Below are 24,694 nucleotides of genomic sequence, written 5' to 3'. Positions count from 1 at the left end.
GCGCCCGCCACCGCCCGCGGCACGCCGCCGCGGCCTAGCGCGCGGCCGGCATCCGCACCGGCCAGCGTGGCGCCGGCCAGCTCCAGGCTGCCGACCGCGTTGGCCTGCACGCCGGCCAGCCCGGCGCGCCGCACCAGCAGCCGCGGGTACTGGAACAGGAAACCGTTGACCGCGTCGTCGCTGAGCTGGCGCTGCAAGGCCTGCAGCGTGGTGCGGCGCTCCAGCGGCGCGGTCTGCTCGCCCAGCGCGCGCAGCAGGGCCTGCACGCGGTCGCTGTGGTAGCCGAAGTAGTAGTCGTCGCGGCCATAGATGCCGTAGTCCAGCGGCTCGGTGTGGGCGACGACGGTGAGGTCGAAGTCGTGCCGCACGAAGACCTGGTCCAGCCACTGCGCCCACTCCAGGTTCTCGACGCGGGTGCGGATGCCCACGGCGGCCAGCTGCGCCGCCAGGATCTCGCCGCTGCGCCGCGCGTAGGCCGTGGGCGGCAGCTTGAGGCTGAGCGTCAGGCCCTTGTCGAAGCCGGCTTCGGCCAGCAGCTTGCGGGCCTGGACCGGGTCGTGCGGGCTGTGGCCGGTCAGGTCGACATAGGCGCTGTGGCGCGGCGAGAAATGGCTGCCGATGGGTGTGCCGTAGCCGAACATCGCGCCGTCGATGAGGGCCTTGCGGTCGATGGCCAGCGCGATGGCGCGGCGCACGGCGAGCTGGTTCAGCGGCGCGCGGCGGTGGTTGGTGGCCAGCAGCGTCTCGCCCTCGCTGACGCCCACCTGCAACGCGAAGCGCTGGTCCGCGCGGATCTGCGCCAGGTGCTCGGGCGCGGGAAAGTTGGCGAACAGGTCGATGTCGCCGGCCATCACCGCGGCGTAGGCGGCGGACGGGTCGGCGATGAAGCGGTAGCTCAGGCCATCGAGCCTGGCCTTGTCGCCCCAGTAGCCGTCGAAGCGCGCCAGCTCGATGGCGTTGCCGCGCTGCCAGCGCACAAAGCGCCATGGGCCCGTGCCATTGGGTCGGGTCGGGTTGGTGGCGACCGTGGCGGGCGCCACGATGACGAAGGCCGCGCTGCCCAGGCTTTGCAGCAGGCCGCCGTCGCGGCGCTTGAGGCGGATCTCCAACGTCAGCGGGTCCGGCGTGGCGATGCTGGCGATGGCGTCCAGCAGGCTGCGCTGTGGGTTGCCCGAGTTGGTGGCGCGGGCGCGGTCCAGTGCGAACCGGGCGGTGCTGGCATCGAACGGCGTGCCGTCGTGAAAGCGCACGCCGGCGCGCAGTTGGAAGCGGATGCCGAGGCCGTCGGCGGCGATGTCCCAGCGCTCGGCCAGGCGCGGACGCGGCTCGCCGTCCTCGGCCAGCGTGACCAGGCCCTCGAAGACATTGCCGTAGACGACCTCGCTGATGGGCGCGGCGGCGCCGACAGTGGGGTCCAGCAGCGGCGGCTCCAGCTGCAGCGCAACGCGCAGCGTGCCGGCCAGGGCGGGCAGGCACAGCGCGAGCAGCAGCGCGGCGAGCAGGCGCCTCATGCGGCGAACGCGCGCGCGTCGGCCGCGAGGCCGGGCAGCCCCAGGCACCCGTACAGCACGGCCAGCCGAGCGTTGACGGGCACGTCCTGCGGGTCCACGAGGCGGCGCAGCTCCAGCGCCTGCTGGGCGTCGCGCCAGTTGCCGGCGCGGGTGGCCGCGTCGATCTGCAGCTGCGCGAACAGGTCGCGCTGGGCGTGGCTGCCGCCGATGCGCGCCAGCCGTGGCAGGGCCTGGGACAAGGCCGCGTCGGCGGTGACCGCGTCGCCGCGGGCCAGCGCCACCAGGCCTTGCGCGGCCGGCAGCGCGGCGTCATGCCAGGCGATGCGCGCTTCGGCCTGGCTGCGGGCCGCCCGGGCGCCGATGCCGGCCAGCAGGCGGTCCGCCTCGGGCCGGCCGGCGCGCGCCAGGCCGTAGAGGTAGAGCAGGCTCAGGAAGGGTTCGGTCGTGTCCTCGGCGCGCGCGGCCAGGTGCTCGGCCAGCTGCTGCCAGCGCGGCCCGACATCGACGCCTACCCACTCCAGCCGCGCCAGCAGCTGCACGGCGCCGGCCTGGTCCTGCGAGTAGCCGGGCGACACGCCCCAGACCTCGCGGTCATAGGCCGCGAGCGCCTCCGCGTTGCGGCCGCGCGCCAGGTAGAACAGGCACAGATGCCACCACAGGTGGGTCAGCATGAAGGAGTTCAGCCCGGTCCAGCTGGGGCGCGCACCCTCCAGGAAGCGCGTGCCGTCGTCGACGCGGCCGCGCGTGAGCAGCACATGGGCCAGCGCATGCTGGGCCCAGGGTTCGCGGCGCTGGATGGACAGCGCCCGGCGGGCGGCGGCCTCGGCCTCGTCCAGCCGGTGGCATTGCTCGTAGGCAAAGGCGGCCATGCCGTGGGCATGCGCGCGCTGGGCGTTGGCGGGCAGCACGGCCAGGATGCCGCGCAGCATGGCCGGCGCGTCGCCGCGGTTGAAGGCGAGGTACTGGGCCAGCTTGACGACGACGAGGTCCAGCGGGAAGCGCTGCGTCAGCACGGCGGCGCGGGTCTCGACGGCGGCCGTGTCGCCGGCGATCCAGTCGGCCAGCAGCGCGATGTGCTCTCGCGCGCGCTCATGGGGGGGCGTCGTGCCGGCCGTGAGCGCGGCCCGGGCGGTGTCCAGAAACGGCTGCGCCTTGGCCGGCGCCTCGGGCGCCTCCAGGAACATCCACAGCCAGCCGGCATACACCTGCGCCAGCACGGAGCCCGGAAAGACCGCGGCCGTGGCCAGGATGCGCTCGGCCCGCGTCTCGTAGGCCAGGAAGCCGCCGATGAAATCGTTCAGCCCCGCGACCAGCTCGGGGTTGTCGTCCAGCAGCGGGTTGCCCAGTTCGTCTTGCGCCATGGCGTCAGCATAGTCAGTAGGCGTAGCTGACCGTGGCCTGCCAGGTGCGTGGCTGGCCGGCGGCGGCAACGTTGAGGTCGTCGGCCGTGCTGGGGCGGTTGCCGAAGAAGTTGCGCGTCAGGTCGTGCTGGCGGTCGAACAGGTTGCGCACGCCGACGGTGGCCAGCCACGGCGAGTTGGCCGGCGCGATCTCCAGCCGCGCATTGGCCAGCCAGTAGGCCGGGATGTCGTAGGCGTTGCCGCCGTCGACGTTGAGCCGGTTCAGCCACGATGGGTAGCGGCTGCGGTAGCTGTAGTCGCCCGCCAGCTTCAGGTCCAGCCCGCCGGCCTGCCAGGCATAGGCGACCGAGCCGCCGTAGCTGAGCTTGGGAATGAACTGACCCTGGCCCGACAGATTGCCCAGCAGCGGCGAGTTGAAGTCCTTGAACACCGCATGCTTGTAGCCCAGCGACTGGCCGATGCTCAAGCCCGCGAGCGGCTTCCAATGCAGCTCGACCTCGCCGCCGTCGACCTTGGAGCGGGCGATGTTGATGATCTTGCCGACCAGCGCACCGGTGGGCGAGGTGGTGACATCCTGGAACTGCTGGTCGCGGTAGTCGTAGTGGAAGAGGGCAGCGTTGATGCGCAGCTGGCGGCCGAGGTCGGCCTTCACGCCGGCTTCCAGCGCGACGAGTTTCTCGGGCCGGAAGGGCGTCAGCGCCAGCGTGTCGAAGGTGTTGTGCGCCGTGATGCCGCCGGACTTGAGCCCGCGGCTCAGCGACGCATAGACCAGCGTGCCGGCCTCGGGCTTGAACTGCAGCGCCAGCTTGCCGGAGGTCTGGTTGCTGGTCAGCGACGAGGCCGCGCCGCTGACGCCCAGGCCCGGCACGACCGGCGTCGTGCTGGTGCTGAAGTCGTGCACGCTGCGCGTCTCGCGTTCCAGGCGCAGCCCCGCCACCAGCGTCCAGCGCGGCGCCAGCGGCACGTCGACCTGGCCGAACACGGCGCGTGTGCGGCCGTCCTGGTCGTACTGGGTGCGCGTGATGAGGCCGTAGTCGTGGCGGAAGTCGGTGCGCCAGTCTTCGGCCAGGCTTTCCTTGGCGTAGTAGGCGCCAACGACCCAGGGCAGGGCGGCCTGCGGGGCGGAGGCCAGGCGCAGCTCCTGCGTCGTCACGCGGGCGCGGTCCTGCCAGTACACGTCGGAGTGGTTGACGGCGGTGCCGTCCCAGTCGCCCAGCTCGTGGCGGGTGAAGCGCTGATGGGCGGTGATGCTGGTCAGCCTGGCGCCGCCCAGGTTCCAGTCCAGCGTCAGCGCGAAGTTGCTGGCCTCGTGGTCGCGCCCGGGCTTGGCGCCGGGGTCGACGCCGATGAGCTGTGCGAAGTCGCTCTGCAGACCCCAGCCGGTGCGGGTGGTGTCGGTGTCCGCGGCCTGGTCGGTGTGGCTGCGCGGCGTGAAGACGTAGAGGCCTTGCGCGTCGGACTTGTCCCGGCTGTGGCTGACGCTGATGCGCGCCTGCAGCTCGCGCGTCAGGTCGACCTCCAGCTGGCCGCGCACGGCGTCCACGCGCTGGTCACCCAGCTTCTCGCCGGTCAGGCGGTTGCTCTGCCACGCGCCGCCGCGCTCGCTGGCGATGGACAGCCGGCCGCGCACGCCGTCGCCGATGGAGCCGGACAGATAACCCTGAGCCTGCACGGCAGCGTTGGAGCCCAGCCCCACGCTGAAACCAGCCTCCGCCTGGCGGGTCGGGCGGCGTGACAGCAGGTTGATGGCGCCGGCCGTCGTGTTCTTGCCGTACAGCGTGCCCTGCGGCCCGCGCAGCACCTCGACGCGCTCCAGGTCGAACAGCAAGCCCTTGGTCTGCACCGGGAAGGCGTAGCCCACTTCGTCCACGTAGACGCCCACCGGCGACGCGTTGTTGCTGCCGTAATCCTGGAAGCCGATGCCGCGGATGCGGAACTGCGGCTGGCCGCTGCCGAAGGCGGGCTCGATCTCCAGGCTGGGCAGCTCGCCCTGCAGCTGGTTGATCTGCTGGATGCCCTTGGCCTTCAGCTCGTCGCCGGACAACACGCTGATGGCGATGCCCACGTCCTGCGCGGACTCGGCGCGGCGCTGGGCAGTCACCTCGACGCGGTCCAGCGTGTTGACGTCCGCGGCGTGGGCGGTGGGAAGGAGGGCGGCGGTGAGTGCGGCGGTGAGGGGGTTCAGAAGGTGGCGGCGGTACGGCATGTCCCGGAGATCGCGAGCTGGAAAGCGTCGCACTCTAGGAAGGCCGGCCCTGCCGGGCCACGAAGCATTGGGCGCATCGATATGCGCAAAAAGACACCGAGCCGAAACGTCAGCGCTGACTCAGCAGCGTTGGCGCTTCGGCTCGGCGGCGGTGGAAAAAGGCATCGTCAAGTTCATGTGAAGACGCCGGGCTCAGATGCGCTGGGTGCTGGTCTTGGCGGCGGCCAGCGTCTGACGCTGCAGTTGCGTGGCTTCGCTGTAGCCGACGACAACGACGCGCGGCAGCTGGGCCACTTCACGTTGGGCGTAGCCGGTCACGACGACGCGCGGCAGTTGGGCAACTTCCTGCGTGGCCTTGCCGGTGACAACGACGCGTTCCAGCTTGACGGTGGCTTGCGGGGCGGCTTGGGCGGCGGCAGAGAAGGCCAGGACAGCGGCGGCGAAGAGGGTGGTTTGCAGGCTCATGATGGACTCCGGTGGGTGGGTGTCGAACCGCGTGATTGCTTGTTCGATGGAGTCAGTTTCGGCAATGGACCCGGGCGCTGCCAGGCGCCTGCGATCAAGCGCGGGCTGCGGTGGATGAACTGCAAGCGCGGCGGATGAGCGGTGTCTGCGTTCGACGTCCACCGGGTAGTCCGCGCGGGCCTGTGGCCCGCCTCGGGTGGCGATGCGCTCGTGCGCCACAGGCGGCGAAGCCGCCCATCGGGCGGCTTCATGAGGTCGGGACCGGTCTGCGGGGTGCGTGGCGTCGCCAACGACCGAGCCGAGTCGGCAGTACTGGCTCAGCAGTACTGGCGACTCGGCTCGGCGGCGGTGGAAAAAAGCGTCATGTGCATGTCGGGGCGACGCCAATCTCAAACGCGCTTGGTGCTGGTCTTGGCGGCGGCCAGCGTCTGGCGTTGCAGCTGGGTGGCTTCGCTGTAGCCGACGACGACCACGCGCGGCAGCTGGGCCACTTCGCGCTGAGCGTAGCCCGTCACGACGACGCGCGGCAGTTGGGCAACTTCCTGCGTGGCCTTGCCGGTGACGACGACGCGTTCCAGCTTGACGGTGGCTTGCGGGGCGGCTTGGGCGGCGGCAGAGAAGGCCAGGACAGCGGCGGCGAAGAGGGTGGTTTGCAGGCTCATGATGGACTCCGGTGGGTGGGTGTCGAACCGCGTGATTGCTTGTTCGATGGAGTCAGTTTCGGCAATGGACCCGGGCGCTGCCAGGCGCCTGCGATCAAGCGCCAGCCGCGCTGGATGAACTGCAAGAACGCTGGATGAGCTGCGGCAAACCCCCCGCAACCAGGGCCTAGTCCAGATGCAGACCGAGCCTGGCCAGCTCGCCGCGGCCCTGGCGCACCAGCACGGGCTCGTCGCCCTGGCTGAGGTCCAGCACGGTGGTGGGCTGGGCGGGGCAGGCGCCGGCGTCCAGCACGAACTGCAGCTGGCGGTCCAGCCGCGCGCAGACGTCCGCCGCGTCGTTCATGGGCTCGGTCTCGCCGGGCGGGATCAGCGTGGTGGACAACAGCGGTTCGCCGAACAGCGCCAGCAGGTCTTGCGTGACCCGGTGGTCGGGCACGCGCAGGCCGATGGTGCGCCGGCTGGGGTGGGACAGCCGCCGCGGCACTTCCTTGGTGGCCGGCAGGATGAAGGTGTAGGCGCCGGGCGTGGCCAGCTTCAGCAGCCGGTACTGGCGGTTGTCCACCATCGCGTAGTTGGCCAGCTCGGACAGGTCACGGCACAGCAGCGTCAGGTGGTGCTTGTCGTCCACACCGCGCACGCGCCGCAGCGCCTCGGCAGCGGGCTTGTCGTCCAGGCGGCAGACGAAGGCGTAGCTGGAGTCCGTCGGGATCGCGCCGATGCCGCCGGCCTGCAGCATCTGCGCCGCCTGGCGCAGGAAGCGGGGCTGCGGGTTGTCAGGGTGGACTTCGAAGAGCTGGGCCATCAGTGGTGGATGCGTTGGGCCAGTTCCGCCCACACCGGCGTCAGCTTGGCCGCCAACGGGGGCAGCGTGCCCAGGTCGACGCGGCTCTCGTCCGGACTGTGGAAGTCCGAGCCGCGCGACGCCAGCAGACCGAATTCGAGCGCCGTGTCGGTGTATTTCACGAACTCGGCCGCCGTGTGGCTGCCGGTGACGACCTCGATGCCGCGCCCGCCATGGCCGATGAACTCGGTGATCAGCGCGTACTCCTCGGTCGGCGTGAAGTCGTAGCGCCCCGGGTGGGCGATGACGGCGACGCCGCCGGCGCGCGTGATCCAGCCGACCGCGTCCTTCAGCGCCGCCCATTTGTGTGGCACGAAACCGGGCTTGCCTTCCGTCAGGAAGCGCCGGAACACCTCGGGGATGTCGCTGCAATGGCCGGCGTCGACGAGAAAGCGCGCGAAATGCGTGCGCGAGATCAGGTCGGGGTTGCCGACGTACTTCGACGCCCCCTCGAACGCGCCGTGGATGCCCACCTGCGCGAGGCCGGCCGCCATGTCGCGGGCGCGTGCCTCGCGTCCACCGCGCGTCGAGCGCAGGCCTTCGATGATCTCGGGCGCCTCGTGATCGAAGCCCAGGCCCACGATGTGCACGACGCGGCCGGCGAAGCTGACCGAGATCTCGGTGCCGGTCAGATAGGGCAGGCCGGCGGCCCTGGCGGCGGCGATGGCGCGCTGCTGGCCGCCGATCTCGTCATGGTCGGTCAGCGACCACAACGCCACGCCGCGCTCGGCGGCGCGGGCGGCCAGCGCCTCGGGCGTCAGCGTGCCGTCCGAGATGACGGAATGGCAGTGCAGATCGGCGTTGAGTGTGGGGTCGAGGTTCACAGCCCCGATTGTGTCAGGCCCCCTGTCACCAAGCCGTTACCAGGGGCTAGGCCGCCAGCAGCGCGCGCTGGGGCGTGCGGCGGTCGACGAAGAAGCGGCTGCCGCCGGCGCGACCCTTGGCCACGCGCTTGGGCTCGGCCAGCGCGGCACTCAATGCGCGTGCGCTGTCGAAGCTGCCGGGCAGGTGCAGCACGGCGCCGGCCGAGATCGTCGGCAGCGGGTGAAAGCTCTGCTGGTTCTGGCGGTTCAGCGTCACATAGCCGCCGGCGGCCAGGTGCTCGGCCGAGAAGAAGCTGCGCACGCCGGCATCAAACGCCTCGCAGACGCGCGTGAGCCGCGCCTCCCAGTCGGTGCTGCTGAGCACCATGACGAAGTCGTCGCCGCCGATGTGGCCGACAAAGTCCAGCTGCGGGTCGGCCGCCTGCGTCAGCGCGCGGGCGGCCAGACGGATGATGTCGTCGCCGATGCGGTAGCCGTAGACGTCGTTGAAGGGCTTGAAGTGATCGATGTCCCAGACCACCGCGGCGAAGGTCTCGCCGGCCTCGATGAGGCGATCCAGGTGGTTGTCGATGGGCACGTTGCCGGGCAGGAGTGTGAGCGGGTTGGCGTAGCGCGCTGCGTGCACCTGCAGGTCGGACACGGCCTTCAGCAGGTCGGAGCTGCGGCCCGAGCCGAAGTAGGCGCCGTCGCGCGTGACGATGAAGCCGTCGACCAGCAGGCGCTCGTCGAGGTTGGCCATCGCATCGCTCATCGCCCGCAGCGGCGTCGCCACGTCGAAGGTCAGCGGGTTGGGGTCCATCAGCTCGACGCAGCTGCGCTTGTCGAAGATGTCCATGAAATAGCGCTCGGTGCTGCGCTTGAGCACATGCAGCGAGCGCAGCAGGCCGATGGGGCGCTGGTGCGGGTCCAGCACCGGCACGGCCAGCAGCTGGTCGTCGCGGTGGAAGAGGTCGATGATGCTGCGGCAGTTGGTCTCGGGCGTGACGGTCAGGCCGCGGCGCGCCAGCTGGGCGGCGCTGGTGATGGCGCCCTGGCTCAGCGGCAGCGCGAGATCGTTCTGCAGCAGCCGCGGCTGCGCGTCGGCGGCCAGGCGGCCACTCCACTGTGCGCTCAAGGACGCCCGCGGCGCCGCGCTCGGGCGTGCGAACAGGTAGCCCTGGCAGATCGTCAAACCTAGTCGGCGCAGCACGTCCAGGTCGGGCTCCTGCTCCAAGCCTTCGGCGACGACCTCGCAGCCGCTGGTGGCGGCCATCTCGACGATGGAGCGCACGAACTGCTGCTTCAGCGGCTCCTGCGCGATGCCGTCGATGAAGTGGCGGTCGATCTTGACGAAGTCCGGCCGCATCTGCATCCAGCGGCGCAGGGACGCGAAGCCCTCGCCGAGGTCGTCCAACGCGACGCGAAAGCCGCGCTCGCGCAGTGCCTGCAGCGCGTCGTCGAGCTGGGCCAGGTCCTCGATGGGGCGGGTCTCGGTCAGCTCGATGACGACGCGTGACGTCGGCAGCCCCAGCTCGCTCAGCTCGGCGGCCAGCAGGCCGGCATGCTCGCGCGCACCGAGCAGCGTGTCGGCGGTCACGTTCATGAAGAGCTGGCCCGGCAGGCCCAGGGCCTTGAAGCGCTGGATGGCGCGGCGCACGATGAGGTGCTCCAGCTCGACGAGGCGACCCTGCCGGGCCGCGGCCTCGAACAGCACCAGCGGTGAATGCAGCGGCCCATCGGCCGGGCCGCGGGTCAGCGCCTCATAGCCGTAGATCTCCGCCCGGTCGATGGCGACCAGCGGCTGGAAATGAATGTCAAAGCTGCGCGTCTCGATCAGACGGTGCAGCGCGTCGGCAAGGGGGTCAGGCGCGTGGTCGCGCATCGGGGGCTCCGGGGGCAGGCGCGCAGGCCCGAGACATCCGGGAGCGCTACCGCCGGGCATTCTTGGAAGCACCCGTGACAGCTCGGTGACGTGTGCTTTCGGACCGCGCGTGCATGCCAACTCCGTCACGTCTTGCGGGCCGAGCGCAGGGCCGTCCCCTCGAGGGACCGCCCAAGGGACTCCTTGGACGAGGGGCTTCAGGAACAGGCTTCGACGACGTATTGCACGCGCTGCTGGCCCTGCCATTCGTCCAGGCTGAGCCGGTAGGCCAGCATGGCGCGCTCGGGCAGCATGTCGATGTGGTTGAACCAGATCGCGTCGATGAGCTTGCCGCCCTGGCGCAGACGCAGCTTCAGGTGCTTCTCGCCGACCAGCCGCTGCGAGATCACCTCGAAGCGGTCGCAGAACACCGGTGCCTCGAAGCCCTGGCCCCAGACCTGTGCGTCCAGCAGGCGCGCCGTCTCGGCGGTCGCGGCCTCCTGCGGCAGTGCGCCGTCGTGGCGCAGCGTGCGCGTCAGGTCTTGCTCGCTCAGCCACTCCTCGGCCACGCGCGCCAGCGCCAGCGCGAAGCGGCTGATGTCGCTGACCTCAGGCCGGACCAGCGTCGCGCCGGCCGCCATCGCGTGGCCGCCGAACTTGGCAAGCAGGTCGGGCTCGCGCTTGCTGACCAGGTCCAGCGCGTCGCGCAGATGAAAGCCCGGGATGGAGCGGCCCGAGCCCTTGAGCTGGCCATCGGCACCGCGGGCGAACACGAAGGTGGGGCGGTGCACGCGGTCCTTGATGCGCGACGCGACGATGCCGACCACGCCTTCGTGGAAGTCGGCGTCGAACAAGGCCACGGCCGGTGGCAGCGCGCCGGACAATGCCTCGACGAGCGCGTCCAACCGCGCCTCGGCCATCTCGCGCATGCCGCTCTCGATCTCGCGGCGCTCGCGGTTGATCGCGTCGAGCTGGGTGGCCAGCTCAAGCGCGCGCTCGGGGTCGTCCGTCGTCAGGCATTCGATGCCCAGCGTCATGTCGGCCAGGCGGCCGGCGGCGTTGATGCGCGGGCCCAGGGCGAAGCCAAGGTCAAAGCCCTGCGCCTTGCTCGCATCGCGCTTGGCCGCGCTGAACAGCGCCATGACGCCCGGTTGGGCGCGGCCGGCACGCATGCGCTTGAGGCCTTGCGCAACGAGGCGGCGGTTGTTGGCGTCCAGCTTGACGACGTCTGCCACGGTGCCCAGCGCGACCAGATCCAGCAGGCCGTCCAGCCGCGGCACCTCGGTGAAGGCGCCGCGCGAGCGCAGCTCCGCGCGCAGGCCCATCAGCACGTAGAAGGCCACGCCCACGCCGGCCAGCGACTTGCTCGCGAACGTGCAGCCGGGCTGGTTGGGGTTGACGATGGCCGAGGCCTCGGGGACGACGATGGCGTCGTCGACCAGCGCCGGCAGGTGGTGGTCGGTCACCAGCACCTTGAGGCCCAGGGCGCGCGCGTGGGCCACGCCCGCGAGACTGGCGATGCCGTTGTCGACGGTGACGAGCAGGGCCGGCTGCTGCTCCAGCGCGAGGTCCACGATGGTGGGCGTGAGGCCGTAGCCGTGCACGGCGCGGTCGGGCACCACGTAACCCAGCTGCTCGGGTCGAGCGCCCAGCAGGCGCAGGCCGCGCAACATGACGGCGCAGGCGGTGGCGCCGTCGCAGTCGTAGTCGGCCACGATGACCATGCGCTGGTTCTGCTGGATGGCGTCGGCCAGCAGCCGGCCGGCCTCGGCCAGGCCCTTCAGCCCGCTGGGCGGCAGCAGCTGGTTGAGGCTCTCGTCCAGCTCGGCCGCGTCGCGCACGCCGCGCGACGCCAGCAGGCGCGCCAGCAGCGGCGCAATGCCGGCCTGCTCCAGCGCCCACGCGGTGCGCGGCGGCACGTCGCGTTCGATCAACCGGGGCGGGTTCACAGCGCCTCCAGCGTGGCGGTGACGTCGGGCGTCTGCCAGCGCCGTTTCAGCCGCTCGACCAGCGACAGCGGCTGCGGCCTGAAGTGACGCGCAAAGCGTTCGCCGCACAGCGTCAGGCTGGCCTGGGGTTGCTTCAGCAGCGCGGCCAGCGGGCCGGCGTCCAGGCGTTGCCAGGCCTCGGCCCAGGCGGCGAGGTCGCCAGTCAACAGCGGCTCGGTCAGGCGGTTGTCCACGGTGATGTCCGTCGCGCGGCCGTTGCTGCGGCCGATGTCGCCTATCCAGACCGAGTTGATCGCGTGCTCGCCGCGCGCCTCGCGTTCGACGTTCAACGGGTGCTCGTGCAGCAGCATCTGCGCCTCGTTCTGCCAGCGGCGCAGCACGCGGCTCTGCGGCAGCCAGGGTTCGATGGGCCGACCGGCGGCGCGTTCGATGCTGGCGGCCTGCAGGTCGTCGAGCGCGTCGGCATGGCCCAGCGCCCAGTGGGTGGCGTCCAGCACCCGCCAATGCCAGCCTTCGGCTTCGGGCCACAGTTCGTGCAGCACTTCGGCGAAGCGGGGCGCGTCGGATTCGGACAGGTGCAGCGCCGCGGGCGGCAGCACGTCGACGCCGTCGGTGCCGACGGCCAGGTGCACCGGGGACAGCAGCGCCCAGGCCAGCTCGGGGCCGGCATGGAGGCCCCAGGCGGCGGCGCTGGGTTCGGCCTGGCCCCGCAGTGCGGCCAGCGCCATGTGGTGCGGCGGTTGGGGCGAGAACTCGTCACTGCCCCAGGTCTCGGCCGGGCTCAGCCGGCCCAGCAGCGCGGCCAGATTGGGCAGGGCCAGGCCGGACAGCGCATGCCGCGCTGCCTCGTCTTGCGCGCCGGCATGGGGAATCATCAAATGCATGAGTGAATTATCCGGGGGGGCGTGATTCAACCGGTTGTCACACAAGCTTCATACACTTTTCGTCATGACCGACCCGACCCCGTTGAAGCTGATCAACCGCGAAACCGCCATCCTCGAATTCAACCGTCGCGTGCTGGCACAGGCCCAACGCGAAGACGTGCCGCTGCTGGAGCGGCTGCGCTACGTCTGCATCGTGTCGAGCAACCTGGACGAGTTCTTCGAGGTGCGCTTTGCCGACATGCTGGACGCCGCGCGCGACCCGCTGAGCAGCGTCACCGGTCAGGACGTCGAGCGCGTGGGCCGCGCGGCCCACACCTTGATCGACGAGCAGTACCACGTCTTCAACGAGCAGCTGACGCCGCTGCTGGTCAAGCAGCGCATCGTCGTGCTCAACCACGCCGACCGCGACGAGCCGCAGCGGCGCTGGGTGTCCAAGTATTTCGAGCGCGAGGTCAAGCCGCTGCTCGTTCCCGTGGGCCTGGACCCGGCGCACCCCTTCCCGCAGGTGGCCAACAAGTCGCTGCACTTCATCGCGCGGCTGTCGGGCAAGGACGCCTTCGGCCGCGACAACCGCATCGCCATCGTCAAGGTGCCGCGCGTGCTGCCACGCGTCATCAAGCTGCCGGCCAACCTCTCGGACGGCCGCCAGGCCTTCGTGCTGCTGACCAGCGTCATCCGCGCCCATCTGGAAGAGCTGTTCCCGGGGCGCAAGGTCGAGGCCTTCTCGCAGTTCCGCGTCACGCGCGACTCTGACCTGGAGGTGGACGAGGAGGAGATCGCCAACCTGCGCCACGCGCTGCGCTCGGGACTGACGACGCGCCACTTCGGCCGCGCGGTGCGGCTGGAGGTCGTCAACACCTGTCCGGCCGAGCTGTCGGAGTTCCTGCTGGAGCAGTTCGGCCTGCCGCACGCGGCGCTGTATCGCGTCAACGGCCCCGTCAACCTGGTGCGGCTGAACGAGCTGATCGATCAGACCGATGCGCCGGGTCTGCGCTTCAAGCCCTTCGAGCCGGCCTGGCCGACGCGCCGCCTTCCGCGCCACAAGTCCATTTTCGAGAAGCTGAAGAAGGGCGACGTGCTGCTGCACCACCCCTTCGAGAGCTTCGAGCCCGTCGTGGCGCTGCTGCGCGAGGCGGTCAACGACCCGGACGTGCTGGCCATCAAGCAGACCATCTACCGCACCGGCGCCAAGTCGGAGCTGATGGACCTGCTCATCGAGGCGGCGCGGCGCGGCAAGGAGGTCATGGCCGTCGTCGAGCTGAAGGCGCGCTTCGACGAGGAGGCCAACATCAACTGGGCCGAGCGGCTGGAGGCCGTCGGCGCGCAGGTCGTGTACGGCATCGTCGGCTACAAGACCCACGCCAAGCTGCTGCTGATCATGCGCCGCGAGAACGGCAGGCTGCGCCGCTACGGCCATATCTCCACCGGCAACTACAACCCCAAGACGGCACGCCTGTACACCGACCTGGGCCTGCTGACGGCCGACGCGGACCTGACGGCCGATGCCGATTCGGTGTTCCGCCAGCTCGCGTCACTGGGCAAGTTCAAGGCGCCGCGGCGCATGCTGCTGGCACCTTTCAACATGCACAGCCGCATGCTGGAGCTGCTCGCCAAGGTCGAGGCCGCGGCGCTGGCCGGCTACAAGTCGGCGCGCGTGGTCGTCAAGATCAACGCGCTGACCGACGCCGAGCTGATCCACGGCCTGCTGCGCACGGCCCAGGCCGGCGCCAAGGTGGACCTCATCGTGCGCGGCGCCTGCATGCTGCCGCCGGGCCTGCCGGGCGTCAGTGACAACATCGTCGTGCGCTCCGTCGTCGGCCGCTTCCTGGAGCATTCACGCATCTGCTATTTCCGCTGGGCCGACGAGCCGAGCGAGGGCGACGACGGCGAGGCGCTGTTCCTGTCCAGTGCCGACTGGATGAGCCGCAACATGTTCCGCCGCATCGAGGTGGCCTGGCCGGTGCTGGACGCGCGGCTGCGCCAGCGCGTCATCGACGAGGCGCTGCAGCCCTACCTGCACGACACCATGGACGCCTGGCAGCTGGGCCCCGACGGCCGCTCGGTGCGCATCAGCGACCACGGCATCAGCGCGCAGCAGGTGCTGATGCGGCGCTATTCGGAGTGAGCCGGGCATGGACCTGATCCTGTGGCGCCACGCCGAGGCCGAGGTCATCGCCCCCGGCCAGGACGACTTGCAGCGCGCGCTGACGCCCAAGGGCGAGCGCCAGGCGCGGCGCATGGCGGCCTGGCTCAACCATCGGCTGGCGGCGACGACGCGCGTCATCGTCAGCCCGGCGCTGCGCTGCCGCCAGACGGCGGAGGCGCTGGGCCGCGAGCTCCGCATCGTGCCGGCCATCGCGCCGGACGCGCCGCTGGAGGCGCTCATCGAGGCGTCGCGCTGGCCCAAGGCCAGCGAGCCGGTGCTGCTGTGTGGCCACCAGCCCACGCTGGGCCTGCTGGCCGCGCAGTTGCTGGCCGGCGTCGACCAGGAATGGGCCGTGAAGAAGGGCGCCGTCTGGTGGCTGCGCTGGCGCCAGCGCGATGGCGAGCCCGAGGTGACGCTGCACGCGGTGCAGGGGCCGGACGCGCTCTAACCAGGACTTTCGGGCCGAGCGCGGGGGCGCTCCCAAGCGGGCCCGCGGTGGCGATGTTCTTGCGGCTCACGCCGCAAGCGCCGCCGCCGAGGGCTCAGAGATGCCCCGTCTCCTCGGGCTTGTGCCACCAGTTGTTGTGCAGGCCGTCGAAGTACTGCACCGGCGCGGCCACCAGCTCCTCGGGTGTCACGTCGTCCAGGCAGTTGACCTTGACCGACACGAAGGCGCCGCCCACCTCCTCGATGTAGCCGTGGCCGTAGGAACGCACCCCACAGGTCTTGCAGAACAGGTTGTGGACGCTGTTGGAGCCGAACTGGTAGTCGCTCTGCGCGTCTTCGCCGGCCAGCAGCCGGAAGGCCTCGGGCTTGACGCTGGCGCTCCAGTTGCGTGTCTTGAAACAGATGGAGCAGTTGCAGCGGCCGGTGCCGGCGGCCAGGTCCAGGTCGACTTCGAAGCGAACGGCTTTGCAGTGGCAGCTGCCGGTGTAGGTCTTCAGCATGGCGGTCTCGCGGTGAATGAGGACGTGAGCATCCTCTCTAGCATCGCTGTCAGCGTGTGACAGGAGTCATGCTGTTGCGCACCGTTACGCCACTGCCAGCTCCAGCACGCCGCTGCGCGCCCAGGCCTCGGCCTCTTCCTTCAGCAGGAAGCGCGTGCGCGCCTGGCCGACCGACCAGCTCTTGGGGCAGTGCAGCGTCAGCTGTTTGCCGGCCCGCTCCAGCTTCGGCGGACCCGCCGTCAGCGGCGTGCGTGCATGGCACAGGATGACGGCCAGGCGCAGCGCGACGAGTTGCTCCAGCAGGCTGGCATCGGCCAGCTGCGATTCCATCTTGCGCAGGCCGCCGCGCTGGCCCAGCGCCAGCGCAGCCAGGCGCTGCAGCTGGTTGGTGGAGAAGCCCGCGGCGTCGACATGGGCGATGACGTAGGCGCTGTGGCGGTGGTGGTCGTGGTGCGAGATCAGCATGCCCACCTCGTGCAGCGCGGCGGCCCAGCCCAGCTCGCGTTGCAGCTCGGGCGTGGCCTTGGGCGCGAGCTGGCGGTACAGCCGCTCGGCCTGCTCGGCGACGCGCTCGGCCTGGGGCTTGTCGACGCCGAAGCGCTCCTGAAGCTCGGTGACCGAGCCGGCGCGTGGGTCGCGGGCGCCGCTGGGCTGCAGTCGCTCGGCCAGGTCGAAGATGACGCCCTGGCGCAGCGCGCCCTTGGTGGGCAGCAGTTCATCGATGCCGAACTGCGTCAGCAGCGTGTAGAGGATGCACAGGCCACCGGCCACGACGGGGCGGCGGTCGTCCTTCAAGCCCGGCAGTTGCAGCTTGTCCTGCGAGCCGGCGGCCAGGCACTGGGCGATGCACCAGCGCAGCGCGTCCGGCGTGATGCGCCCATCGGTCTGGCCCGAGGCTGCGAGGATCTGCGACACCGCGCCGACGGTGCCCGACGAGCCCAGCGCTTCCTGCCACAGCTCGGGGCGGAACAGCGTCAGCGCCTCTTCGAGCTCGGCGCCGGCGGCCACCTGGGCGGCGCGGAAGGCCTCGTCCGTGTAGATGCCGTTGGCGAAGAAGCGCATCGAGAGGCCGACGCTGCCGACGCCGAAGGACTCGGCCAGCAGCGGCTTGCGGCCGCTGCCCAGGATCATTTCTGTGGAGCGGCCACCGATGTCGATGACCAGGCGCGCCTTGTTGGAGGGCTGCAGCCGCGCGACGCCGGCAAAGATCAGGCGCGCTTCCTCGCGGCCCGAGATGACCTCGATGGGATGCCCCAGCACCGCTTGCGCGCGCTGCAGGAAGGCGTTGCGGTTGCGGGCCTCGCGCAGCGTCTGCGTGGCGACGGCGCGGATGCGCTCGGCCGGGATGCCCACCAGCTGCTCGCCAAAGCCCTTCAGGCAGGCCAGGCCGCGCTGCATCGCGTCTTCGGTCAGCATGCCCTGCGCATCGAGGCCGGCGCCCAGGCGCACGCTCTCCTTGATGTAGCTGACACGCTGATAACGCTCGCCGCTGAGGCGGGCCAGCTCCAGCCGGAAGCTGTTGGAGCCGATGTCGATGGAGGCCCAGGGCTGGCCGGCAAGGTCGGGGCGCGTCGTCATGGCGAGGATTGTCGGGGCAAAATTTGTGGCCCCTTCGTAACCTCACCCCCGGAGCCCCATGTTGAAAGACGAGATAGCCAGCCTGGTCCCCGGCCGCGACTTCAGCCGCCGCAGCTTCGTGCAGACCACCGTGGGCAGCGGCTTTGCGGCCGCCGTGCTGCCCGTGACGGCACAGACCATCACGACCGACAGCGCGGGCCTGGAGGCCGGCAGTGTCAGCATCGCCGTGGGCGACTTGCAGATGCCCGCCTACCGTGCCGCGCCCGCCGGCCGGAAGAACCTGCCGGTCGTGCTGGTGGCGAGCGAGATCTTCGGCGTGCACGAGCACATCGCCGATGTCTGCCGCCGCCTGGCCAAGCAGGGCTACCTGGCCATCGCGCCGGAGCTGTTCGTGCGCCACGGCAACGCGGCGGCCTACACGGACATCCCCAAGCTCATCAGCGAGGTCGTCGGCAAGGCCTCCGACGCCCAGGTCAACGGCGACCTGGACGCCACTGTCGCCTGGGCCGCGGCCCACGGCGGCGACACCACGCGGCTGGCCATCACGGGCTTCTGCTGGGGCGGGCGCACGACCTGGTCGTATGCCGCGCACAACCCGAAAGTGACCGCAGCGGCCGCCTGGTACGGACCGGTGGCGCGCAACTACTTCGCGGGCGACAAGACCGTCATCGAACGCGCCGCCAGCATCAAGGCGCCGGTGCTGGGCCTGTACGGCGCGGCGGACGGCGGCATCCCGGTCGACACGCTGACCCAGCTGGAAGCCGCGCTGAAGGCCGCCGGCAACAGCCGATGCGAGATCGTCGTCTACCCCGACACGCCGCATGCCTTCTACGCGGACTACCGCCCCAGCTACCGCAAGGCGGCGGCGGACGATGCCTGGGCGCGCTGCCTGGCCTGGTTCCGCAAAAACGGGGTGGCTTGACAGCTCTGCTAGGCTGAACGGGTTCGGGCCGCAGTCCAAGGCTGTGGCCCTTTCCTTTTACTGATCCCATGACCCTGATCTACATCGTGCTCGCCACCTTCGCGGGCGGGCTGCTGTCGGTGCTCGTCGCCGCGAGCCTGACCGTCGGCGTGCTGACCCGCCTCGTGAAGAGCCTGGTCAGCCTGTCGGCCGGCATCCTGCTGGGCACGTCGCTGCTGAACGTGCTGCCCGAGGCCTTCGAAAGCCACACGGCCCAGCCGCAGACGCTGTTCGCCGTGCTGCTGGGCGGCCTGCTGTTCTTCTGGCTGCTGGAGAAGGTGGAGCTGTACCGCCACGTGCACCACCACGAGGGCGATGGCCACCATCACCACCACCATTTCGACGCCGAGCAGGCCGGCCGCGGCGGGCTGACGGTGCTGGTGGGCGACAGCATCCACAACTTCTGCGACGGCGCCATCATCGCGGCCGCCTTCCTGGCCGACACGCGGCTGGGCTTCGCGACGGCGCTGGCCATCGTCGCGCACGAGATCCCGCAGGAGGTGGGCGACTACATCGTGCTGCTGAATGCCGGCTTCAGCCGCGCCAAGGCGCTGCTGTTCAACGCGATCTCGGGCATGGCGGCCGTGGTGGGCGGCGTGCTGGGCTATTTCCTGATCGGCGGCTTCGAGGGCGTGCTGCCCTATCTGCTGGTACTGGCCTCCAGCAGCTTCATCTATATCTCGGTGGCCGACCTGCTGCCGCAGCTGCAGCAGCGCCTGGCCTGGCGCGAGACGCTGGCCCAGGTGGTCTGGCTGGCCGTGGGCCTGGGCGTGGCCTTCGCCGTGTCCAGCCTGCTGCATGGCGCTCATTGACGCGGCGCTGCGCGGCGCGCTGGTCGCGCTGCTGGTGCTCGTCGTCGTCGCGCTGTTGCCGCATTGGCGGCACGCCCGGCATGCCGACCTCGTGCGCGTGGGCATCGCGCTGGCGGTGTCGCTGGCCGTGCAGGCCGTCTCGGCCTCGCCCTGGGTCGAGCATGGCCTGAGCTGCGCCTCGCAGGCGCCCGGCATCGGCTTGTCGCTGGGCGCGGCGGCGCTGTTCTGGCTGTTCGCACGCGCGGTCTTCGAGGACGGTTTCAAGCTGCGCGGCTGGCACGCCGCGCTGTGGGCCGCCGTGGTGCTGTACGGCGCGGGCATCTGTCTGTGGTCGCGCTGGTGGCCCGGCTTCGTGCTGATGCGGGCGGTGCCCATCGCCTTCGCCGTGGCGGGCCTGGCGGCTGTGGTCGGGCCGTGGCGGGTGGACCTGGTCGAGAAGCGCCGGCGCTGGCGCGGCCTGGTCGTGGGTGGCGGCGCGGCCTATGCGCTGGTCATGGTGGGCCTGCGCATCGGCTCGTCCGACGGCAGCCTGAGCGGCGCCGCGGCGCTGGGCGACGTGGCCATGCTGCTGACGCTGACCAGCGTGGTCGCCTGGCAGCTGCTGGTGCCGCGCGCCGACGGCCTGTGGGGCGAGGACGCCGTGCCGCTGCCCGCGCCCGCACCACTGCTCGCGGACCCGCCGGACCCGGCCGTGGCCGCCGCGCTGGCCCGCTGGATGGGCGAAGGCCGCGGCTATGCGCAGGAGGGGCTGAGCCTGGCCGGCCTGGCCCGGCAGCTCGGCACGCCCGAGTACCGGCTGCGCCGCGTCATCAACCAGGGCCTGGGTCACCGCAACTTCAACGCCTTCGTCAACGGCCTGCGCCTGACCGAGGCCAAGCGCCGCCTGGCCGACCCGGCCGAGCGCCAGCTGCCGGTGCTGAGCATCGCGCTGGACGTGGGCTTTGGCTCCATCGGGCCGTTCAACCGCGCCTTCAAGGCCGACACCGGGCTCACGCCGACGGAGTTCCGCCAGCAGGCGCTGGCCGATTCCTGAAAAACAGCGCCGAAACCTGCAAGGCGCGGGTTTCGGCCAGACGCGGCGAACGCCGGGCCCGACGCTGGCGGCTTCTCAACCCCCGAGGAGCCACCATGTTCTTCCGCACGCTGCTGGCCGGCCTGACGCTGAGCCTTTCCGCGCACGCCGACACCCTGGGCACGCTGACCTGGCCCGCCGACGAGCAGGGCGGTGCCGTCACGCTGTTCTACCCAACGTCCGCGGCCGGCCGGCGCGAGACGCGCGGCGACCTCCACGTCATGCTGGCGCCGGACACTGCACCGGCGCCGGGCAATGGCCGGCTGGTCGCGATCTCGCACGGCTCCGGCGGCGGGCCCTGGGTGCACACGGCACTGGCCCAGGCATTGGTCGACGCCGGCTTCGTCGTCGTGCTGCCGTTGCACCGCGGCGACAACTGGACCGAACCCGGCCACCCCGGCCCGGACAGCTGGAAGCAGCGCCCGGGCGAGATCAGCCACGCCATCGACCGCGTGGCCGCCGACCCGCGCTTTGCCGGGCTGAAGCTGGACCGCGTCGGCGCCTTCGGCATGTCCGCCGGCGGCCACACGATGCTGAGCCTGGCTGGCGGCGCCTGGTCGCCCGAGCGCTTTCGCGCCCATTGCGAGCGGCACCTGGCGGAGGACTTCTACAGCTGCGTGGGCCTGGCGACGCGGCTGACGGGCGGTGCGCTGGACGGCTTCAAGCGGTGGCTGGCGCGGCGCGTGCTGGATTGGAAGTTCCGCGGCGACGCGGCGCCGCAGACCCATGACGACCCGCGCATCGCGGCCGTCGTCGCCGGCGTGCCGCTGGCCGCCGACTTCGACCTGGCGACGCTGGCCCGCCCGCGCGTGCCGCTGGGCCTGATCACGGCGGATGGCGACCGCTGGCTGCTGCCGCGCTTTCACAGCGACCCGCTGCGAGCGGCCTGCACCGGCTGCGAGCTGCTGGCCGACCTGCACGGCGCCGGGCATGGCGCGCTGCTGGCGCCGCCACCGGCGGCCGACGCGCTGGACCGGCTGGAATGCGAGCTGCTCTGCGACCCTGCCGGCTTCGACCGGCAGGCCGCAACGGCGCTGTGGGTCGGCCGCACCGTGGGTTTCCTGCGGCGGCACCTGCTGGACGCGCCCTGAGCGCGCCGTGCTACTTGACGATGAGGACGGGCAGCTCGGTGTGGGTCAGCACCTTCTGCGTCTCGCTGCCCAGCAGCAGCGCGGCGACGCCGCGCCGGCCGTGCGAGGCCATGACGATGAGGTCCACCTGTTCGCTCTTGGCGTGGTCGATGATGGCCTCCCAGGCGTGCAGCGCCTCGACGGTGTGCATGCGGCAGGCCAGGCCCTGGGCGGCGGCGGCGGCGCTGACGGCCTCGACGCGCTTGCTGGCGACGCGCAGCTGCGCGTCCAGGAACTCCTGTGGCGGCACGGGCTGGATCTCGGACACCGCGCTGTAGGGGAAGGGCTCCATGACGCTGAGCGTCAGCAGCTGGGCGCCGTGCACCTTGGCGAGCTGGATGGCGGTGTTGACCGCGTTGACGGTGATGTCGGAGCCGTCGGTGGGAACGAGGATGCGTTGGAACATTCTGTCCTCCAGTCGTTGCGGAGAACCACAGTGTGCGCCCTTGGCGCGTCCGCGTGTTTGCGCTGAATCAACCGGTTGCGATCGGTCGCGCGGGGTCACTGGACCATTCGCTCCACGAGCCCGCGTAGAGCAGGCTGTCGCCCAGGCCGGCATGGGCCATGGCCAGCAGGTTGTGGCAGGCGGTGACGCCCGAGCCGCATTGCTGCACGACGTCGCCGGCCGCATAGGGCGCGAGCAGCGGCGCGAACTCGGCACGCAGCTGGGCGGCAGGCTTGAAGCGGCCGTCGGCGTCGAGGTTGTCCTTGAACGGGCGGTTGCTGGCGCCGGGGATGTGGCCGGCCGCCTTGTCCAGCGGTTCGACCTCGCCGCGGAAGCGCTCCGGCGCGCGCGCGTCGATGAGGCGCACGCGGCCCAGGCGGGCCACGAGCTCGCCCGCCGTGATCTGGCCGACGAGCGGCGCGCCGGGTTGCCAGTCGCTCGGCGTGGCGGCGGGCACGGCGGTGCTCAGTTCGCCGTCCCAGGCGCCGTCCAGCACGGCCACTTCGGCATGGCCCAGCCAGCGCAGCATCCACCAGGCGCGTGCGGCGTAGGGGCCGCCCTGCAGGTCGTAGGTGACGACCTGACGGCCGGTCGTCAGGCCCAGGCGGCGCAGCAGCGCGGCGAAGGTCTCGCGGTCCGGCAGCGGGTGTCGGCCGGCGAAGCTGCCGTCGGCCGCGGTCTTGGGGCCGGCGAGGTCGCGGTCCAGGTGCAGGTAGTGGGCGCCGGGGATGTGCCTGGTCGCGTAGGCCCGCTGGCCGGCCTCGGTGTCGGCGAGCTCGAAGCTGCAGTCGAGGATCAGCGGGTCGGCCAGAGCGCGCAGCTCGGTGGCGGTGATCAACGTCTTGTAGGTCACGGTCAGGACTCCGCGGGGTTGAACTGGCTGTCTTTGGGCGGCGGCGCGACGCGCGAGCGCAGCAGCGTGGCGGCCACGCCGGCGCCGATGATGAGCAGCATGCCGATGGTGGCCGGCCAGGTCAGCGCGTCCTTGAACAGCAGCATGCCGTAGATGAAGGAGAAGACGATGCCCAGGTATTGCAGGCAGGCGTTCACCAGCGGGCGGCCGATCGAGTAGGCGCGCGTCAGCAGCACCTGCGCCGTGGTGGCCAGCAGGCCCACGGCCAGCAGCAGCGTTGCGCCCCACAGGGTGTGGGTCTGCAGACCGCCCTGGGTGACGGCCGTGATGACCGCGCCGGCCAGCGCGCCGCCCAGCGAGAAATAGAAGACCACGCGCAGCTCGGGCTCGCCGGCGCGCCCCAGCGCCGTCACCTGCAGATAGGCCATCGCGGCCAGCATGCCGGACAGCAGGCCGGCCAGGCCGTGCCACAGCTGCTGCTGGTCCAGCGTCGGGCGCAGGATCAGCGCGACGCCGGCAAAGCCCAGTAGCACGGAAGCCATCAGCCGCCAGTCCAGCTTCTGCGCGCCCATCAGCACGGCGCCGCCGAGCAGGAAGAGGGCCATCCAGACGGAGGACATGTAGTTCAGCGTCATGGCCGTGGCCAGCGGCAGCTTGCCGATGGCGTAGAACCACAGCGACAGCGACGTGACGCCGGAGATGCTGCGCCACAGGTGCATGCCGGGCACGCGGGTCTTGAGGCCGATGCGCTGCTGCCTGCACAGCAGCGCCATCATGGTCATGCCGACCAGGCCGCGGTACATGACGATCTCGCTGGCGGCGTAGAACTCCGACGCCAGCTTGACGCAGACGCCCATGGTGGCGAACAGGAAGGTCGCCAGGACCATGAGCACCGGCGCGGGCATCAGAGAGGCGCGCCGATCTCGTTGCGGTACCACTCGTGGAAGTGCTGCATGCCGTCTTCCATCGGGCTCTGGTACGGGCCGGCCTCGTTGTCGCCGCGCATCATCAAGGCCTTCCGGCCGGCGTCCATGCGCTCGGCAATCTCGTCGTCCTCGACGCAGGTCTCCATGTAGGCCGCTTGGTGGGCCTCGACGAAATCGCGCTCGAAGGCGGCGATCTCCTCGGGGTAGTAGAACTCGACGAGGTTGACGGTCTTCTGAGGCGACACCGGGTGCAGCGTCGACACGACCAGCACATGCGGGTACCACTCAACCATGATGTGCGGGTAGTAGGTCAGCCAGATCGCGCCCGCCTCGGGCGGGCGGCCTTCGCGGTACTTCAGCAGCTGGTCATGCCAGCGCTGGTAGACCGGCGAGCCGGGGCGCTCCAGCCCCTGGTGCACGCCCACCGTCTGCACCGAGTGGTGCTTGCCGAACTCCCAGGCCAGGTCGTCGCAGCTGACGAAGCCGCCCAGGCCCGGGTGGAAGGGGCCGACGTGGTAGTCCTCGAGGTAGACCTCGATGAAGGTCTTCCAGTTGTAGTTGCACTCGTGGACCTGGACCTTGTCCAGCACATAGCCGGAGAAGTCCAACTGGCCGCGCGGGCCCAGCTTTGCCAGCTCGGCGGCGACGTCATGACCGTTGGCCTCGAACAACAGGCCGTTCCACTCTTGCAGCGGGTAGCGGTTCAGGTTCAGGCAGGGGTCTTGCTCGAAATGCGGCGCACCGATCAACTGACCCTGGTGGGAGTAGGTCCAGCGGTGCAGCGGGCAGACGATGTTGGCCTGGGTGTTGCCGCGGCCCTTCAGCATCAGCGCCTGCCTGTGGCGGCAGACGTTGGAGATCAGCTCGATGCCCTGTGCCGACCGCACCAAAGCCCGGCCTTCGCCCTCCTGCGGCAACGCATAGTGGTCGCCAACCTCCGGCACCGCCAGTGCATGGCCGACGTAGCGGGGCCCTCGCTGGAAGATGCTGGCCTGCTCGCGCTGGAACAGATCGGGGTCGAAGTAGGCGCTCACCGGGAGCTGGGTCTGGCTGCGTTGTAGCGCCGAGACGGGAAGGCTCAGGTCGGACATGATCCAGGCGGGTCTTTCAGGCGGAATGGGGTGCTGCGTCCCTCCGGCGCATCTCGTTTTACCGAGTCGGCCAGGTTGCTAGGTGGTGGAGAGGGGGAGCTCGTGCGCAGGCGCGCTCGAGCGAGAGGTGCGGGATTCTACCCATGCCGGTGGCGGGCGCCCGACGGTTACGACTGGTGGCATCGGAATG

Annotated in this window: 22 protein-coding genes; 6 read left to right on the top strand and 16 right to left on the bottom strand. The window is 70.8% G+C overall.

Annotated elements, in window-relative coordinates:
• The 10 genes from AC1D29_RS03000 to AC1D29_RS02955 all read right to left on the bottom strand — a co-directional run.
• A partial coding sequence (locus AC1D29_RS03000) for an ABC transporter substrate-binding protein (RefSeq protein ID WP_477894399.1) occupies positions 1-1,511 on the bottom strand: 1,511 nt, incomplete at its 3' end.
• Positions 1,508-2,872 (bottom strand): tetratricopeptide repeat protein, encoded by a 1,365-nt coding sequence (locus AC1D29_RS02995; RefSeq protein ID WP_477894398.1) that lies wholly within the window; start codon positions 2,870-2,872, stop codon positions 1,508-1,510. The genes AC1D29_RS03000 and AC1D29_RS02995, both read right to left, overlap by 4 nt.
• A 13-nt stretch (positions 2,873-2,885) precedes the next feature.
• The gene (locus tag AC1D29_RS02990) at positions 2,886-5,078 is read right to left on the bottom strand and encodes a TonB-dependent receptor (RefSeq protein WP_477894397.1); all 2,193 of its coding nucleotides are present in this window, start codon (positions 5,076-5,078) and stop codon (positions 2,886-2,888) included.
• 192 nt (positions 5,079-5,270) lie between these two features.
• Positions 5,271-5,543: a hypothetical protein gene (locus AC1D29_RS02985; protein WP_477894396.1), complete on the bottom strand. Its 273-nt coding sequence runs from the start codon at positions 5,541-5,543 to the stop codon at positions 5,271-5,273.
• Between the two features lie 389 nt (positions 5,544-5,932).
• A complete protein-coding gene (locus AC1D29_RS02980; RefSeq protein WP_477894395.1) occupies positions 5,933-6,205 on the bottom strand; it encodes a hypothetical protein in 273 nt (90 codons plus the stop codon).
• A 166-nt stretch (positions 6,206-6,371) separates the two neighbouring features.
• The gene (locus tag AC1D29_RS02975) at positions 6,372-7,007 is read right to left on the bottom strand and encodes an L-threonylcarbamoyladenylate synthase (protein ID WP_477894394.1); all 636 of its coding nucleotides are present in this window, start codon (positions 7,005-7,007) and stop codon (positions 6,372-6,374) included.
• Positions 7,007-7,870 (bottom strand): 3',5'-nucleoside bisphosphate phosphatase, encoded by an 864-nt coding sequence (locus AC1D29_RS02970; protein WP_477894393.1) that lies wholly within the window; start codon positions 7,868-7,870, stop codon positions 7,007-7,009. Before AC1D29_RS02970 ends, AC1D29_RS02975 begins: the two co-directional genes overlap by 1 nt.
• Positions 7,871-7,916: 46 nt before the next feature.
• Positions 7,917-9,731, bottom strand: coding sequence for a bifunctional diguanylate cyclase/phosphodiesterase (locus AC1D29_RS02965; RefSeq protein WP_477894392.1), 1,815 nt, complete (start codon positions 9,729-9,731; stop codon positions 7,917-7,919).
• A gap of 197 nt (positions 9,732-9,928) precedes the next feature.
• Positions 9,929-11,659 carry a single-stranded-DNA-specific exonuclease RecJ gene (recJ, locus tag AC1D29_RS02960; protein WP_477894391.1) on the bottom strand — a complete coding sequence of 577 codons (1,731 nt, stop codon included), beginning with the start codon at positions 11,657-11,659 and terminating at the stop codon, positions 9,929-9,931.
• Entirely contained in the window at positions 11,656-12,543 is an 888-nt protein-coding gene (locus AC1D29_RS02955; protein ID WP_477894390.1) for a hypothetical protein, read from the bottom strand. The genes recJ and AC1D29_RS02955 overlap by 4 nt, the downstream gene beginning before the upstream one ends.
• A gap of 64 nt (positions 12,544-12,607) precedes the next feature.
• Here AC1D29_RS02955 and ppk1 point away from each other — a divergent pair, with 64 nt between their 5' ends.
• Both ppk1 and AC1D29_RS02945 read left to right on the top strand, forming a co-directional pair.
• Positions 12,608-14,668 (top strand): polyphosphate kinase 1, encoded by a 2,061-nt coding sequence (gene ppk1, locus AC1D29_RS02950; protein ID WP_477894389.1) that lies wholly within the window; start codon positions 12,608-12,610, stop codon positions 14,666-14,668.
• A 7-nt stretch (positions 14,669-14,675) separates the two neighbouring features.
• Positions 14,676-15,137 carry a SixA phosphatase family protein gene (locus AC1D29_RS02945; RefSeq protein WP_477894388.1) on the top strand — a complete coding sequence of 154 codons (462 nt, stop codon included), beginning with the start codon at positions 14,676-14,678 and terminating at the stop codon, positions 15,135-15,137.
• A gap of 94 nt (positions 15,138-15,231) precedes the next feature.
• Here the strand turns inward: AC1D29_RS02945 and AC1D29_RS02940 are convergent, their stop codons facing one another.
• Entirely contained in the window at positions 15,232-15,636 is a 405-nt protein-coding gene (locus tag AC1D29_RS02940; protein WP_477894387.1) for a GFA family protein, read from the bottom strand.
• Between the two features lie 84 nt (positions 15,637-15,720).
• Positions 15,721-17,214 (bottom strand): Ppx/GppA phosphatase family protein, encoded by a 1,494-nt coding sequence (locus AC1D29_RS02935; RefSeq protein WP_477894386.1) that lies wholly within the window; start codon positions 17,212-17,214, stop codon positions 15,721-15,723.
• Between the two features lie 58 nt (positions 17,215-17,272).
• Here AC1D29_RS02935 and AC1D29_RS02930 point away from each other — a divergent pair, with 58 nt between their 5' ends.
• From AC1D29_RS02930 to AC1D29_RS02915, 4 genes are all read left to right on the top strand, one after another.
• Positions 17,273-18,136 carry a dienelactone hydrolase family protein gene (locus AC1D29_RS02930; protein WP_477894385.1) on the top strand — a complete coding sequence of 288 codons (864 nt, stop codon included), beginning with the start codon at positions 17,273-17,275 and terminating at the stop codon, positions 18,134-18,136.
• A gap of 68 nt (positions 18,137-18,204) precedes the next feature.
• Positions 18,205-18,987, top strand: a complete 783-nt coding sequence (locus tag AC1D29_RS02925) for a ZIP family metal transporter (protein ID WP_477894384.1) — start codon at positions 18,205-18,207, stop codon at positions 18,985-18,987.
• Positions 18,974-20,020, top strand: coding sequence for a helix-turn-helix domain-containing protein (locus tag AC1D29_RS02920; protein ID WP_477894383.1), 1,047 nt, complete (start codon positions 18,974-18,976; stop codon positions 20,018-20,020). The genes AC1D29_RS02925 and AC1D29_RS02920 overlap by 14 nt, the downstream gene beginning before the upstream one ends.
• Positions 20,021-20,115: 95 nt before the next feature.
• Positions 20,116-21,150 (top strand): alpha/beta hydrolase family protein, encoded by a 1,035-nt coding sequence (locus AC1D29_RS02915; RefSeq protein ID WP_477894382.1) that lies wholly within the window; start codon positions 20,116-20,118, stop codon positions 21,148-21,150.
• Positions 21,151-21,160: 10 nt separating this feature from the next.
• On the opposite strand, the gene AC1D29_RS02910 is transcribed toward AC1D29_RS02915, so the two are convergent.
• The 4 genes from AC1D29_RS02910 to AC1D29_RS02895 form a co-directional block, all read right to left on the bottom strand.
• Positions 21,161-21,595, bottom strand: a complete 435-nt coding sequence (locus AC1D29_RS02910) for a universal stress protein (protein ID WP_477894381.1) — start codon at positions 21,593-21,595, stop codon at positions 21,161-21,163.
• Positions 21,596-21,662: 67 nt separating this feature from the next.
• Positions 21,663-22,487: a sulfurtransferase gene (locus tag AC1D29_RS02905; RefSeq protein WP_477894380.1), complete on the bottom strand. Its 825-nt coding sequence runs from the start codon at positions 22,485-22,487 to the stop codon at positions 21,663-21,665.
• A 2-nt stretch (positions 22,488-22,489) separates the two neighbouring features.
• Positions 22,490-23,374 carry a DMT family transporter gene (locus AC1D29_RS02900; protein ID WP_477894413.1) on the bottom strand — a complete coding sequence of 295 codons (885 nt, stop codon included), beginning with the start codon at positions 23,372-23,374 and terminating at the stop codon, positions 22,490-22,492.
• Positions 23,375-23,391: 17 nt separating this feature from the next.
• Entirely contained in the window at positions 23,392-24,504 is a 1,113-nt protein-coding gene (locus tag AC1D29_RS02895; RefSeq protein WP_477894379.1) for an aromatic ring-hydroxylating oxygenase subunit alpha, read from the bottom strand.
• Positions 24,505-24,694 lie beyond the last annotated feature (190 nt).

Source organism: Roseateles sp. P1_C6 (genome assembly GCF_056406315.1).
The sequence above is the reverse complement of the archived record's forward strand: the minus strand, read 5'-3'. Positions and strand labels throughout refer to the sequence as shown.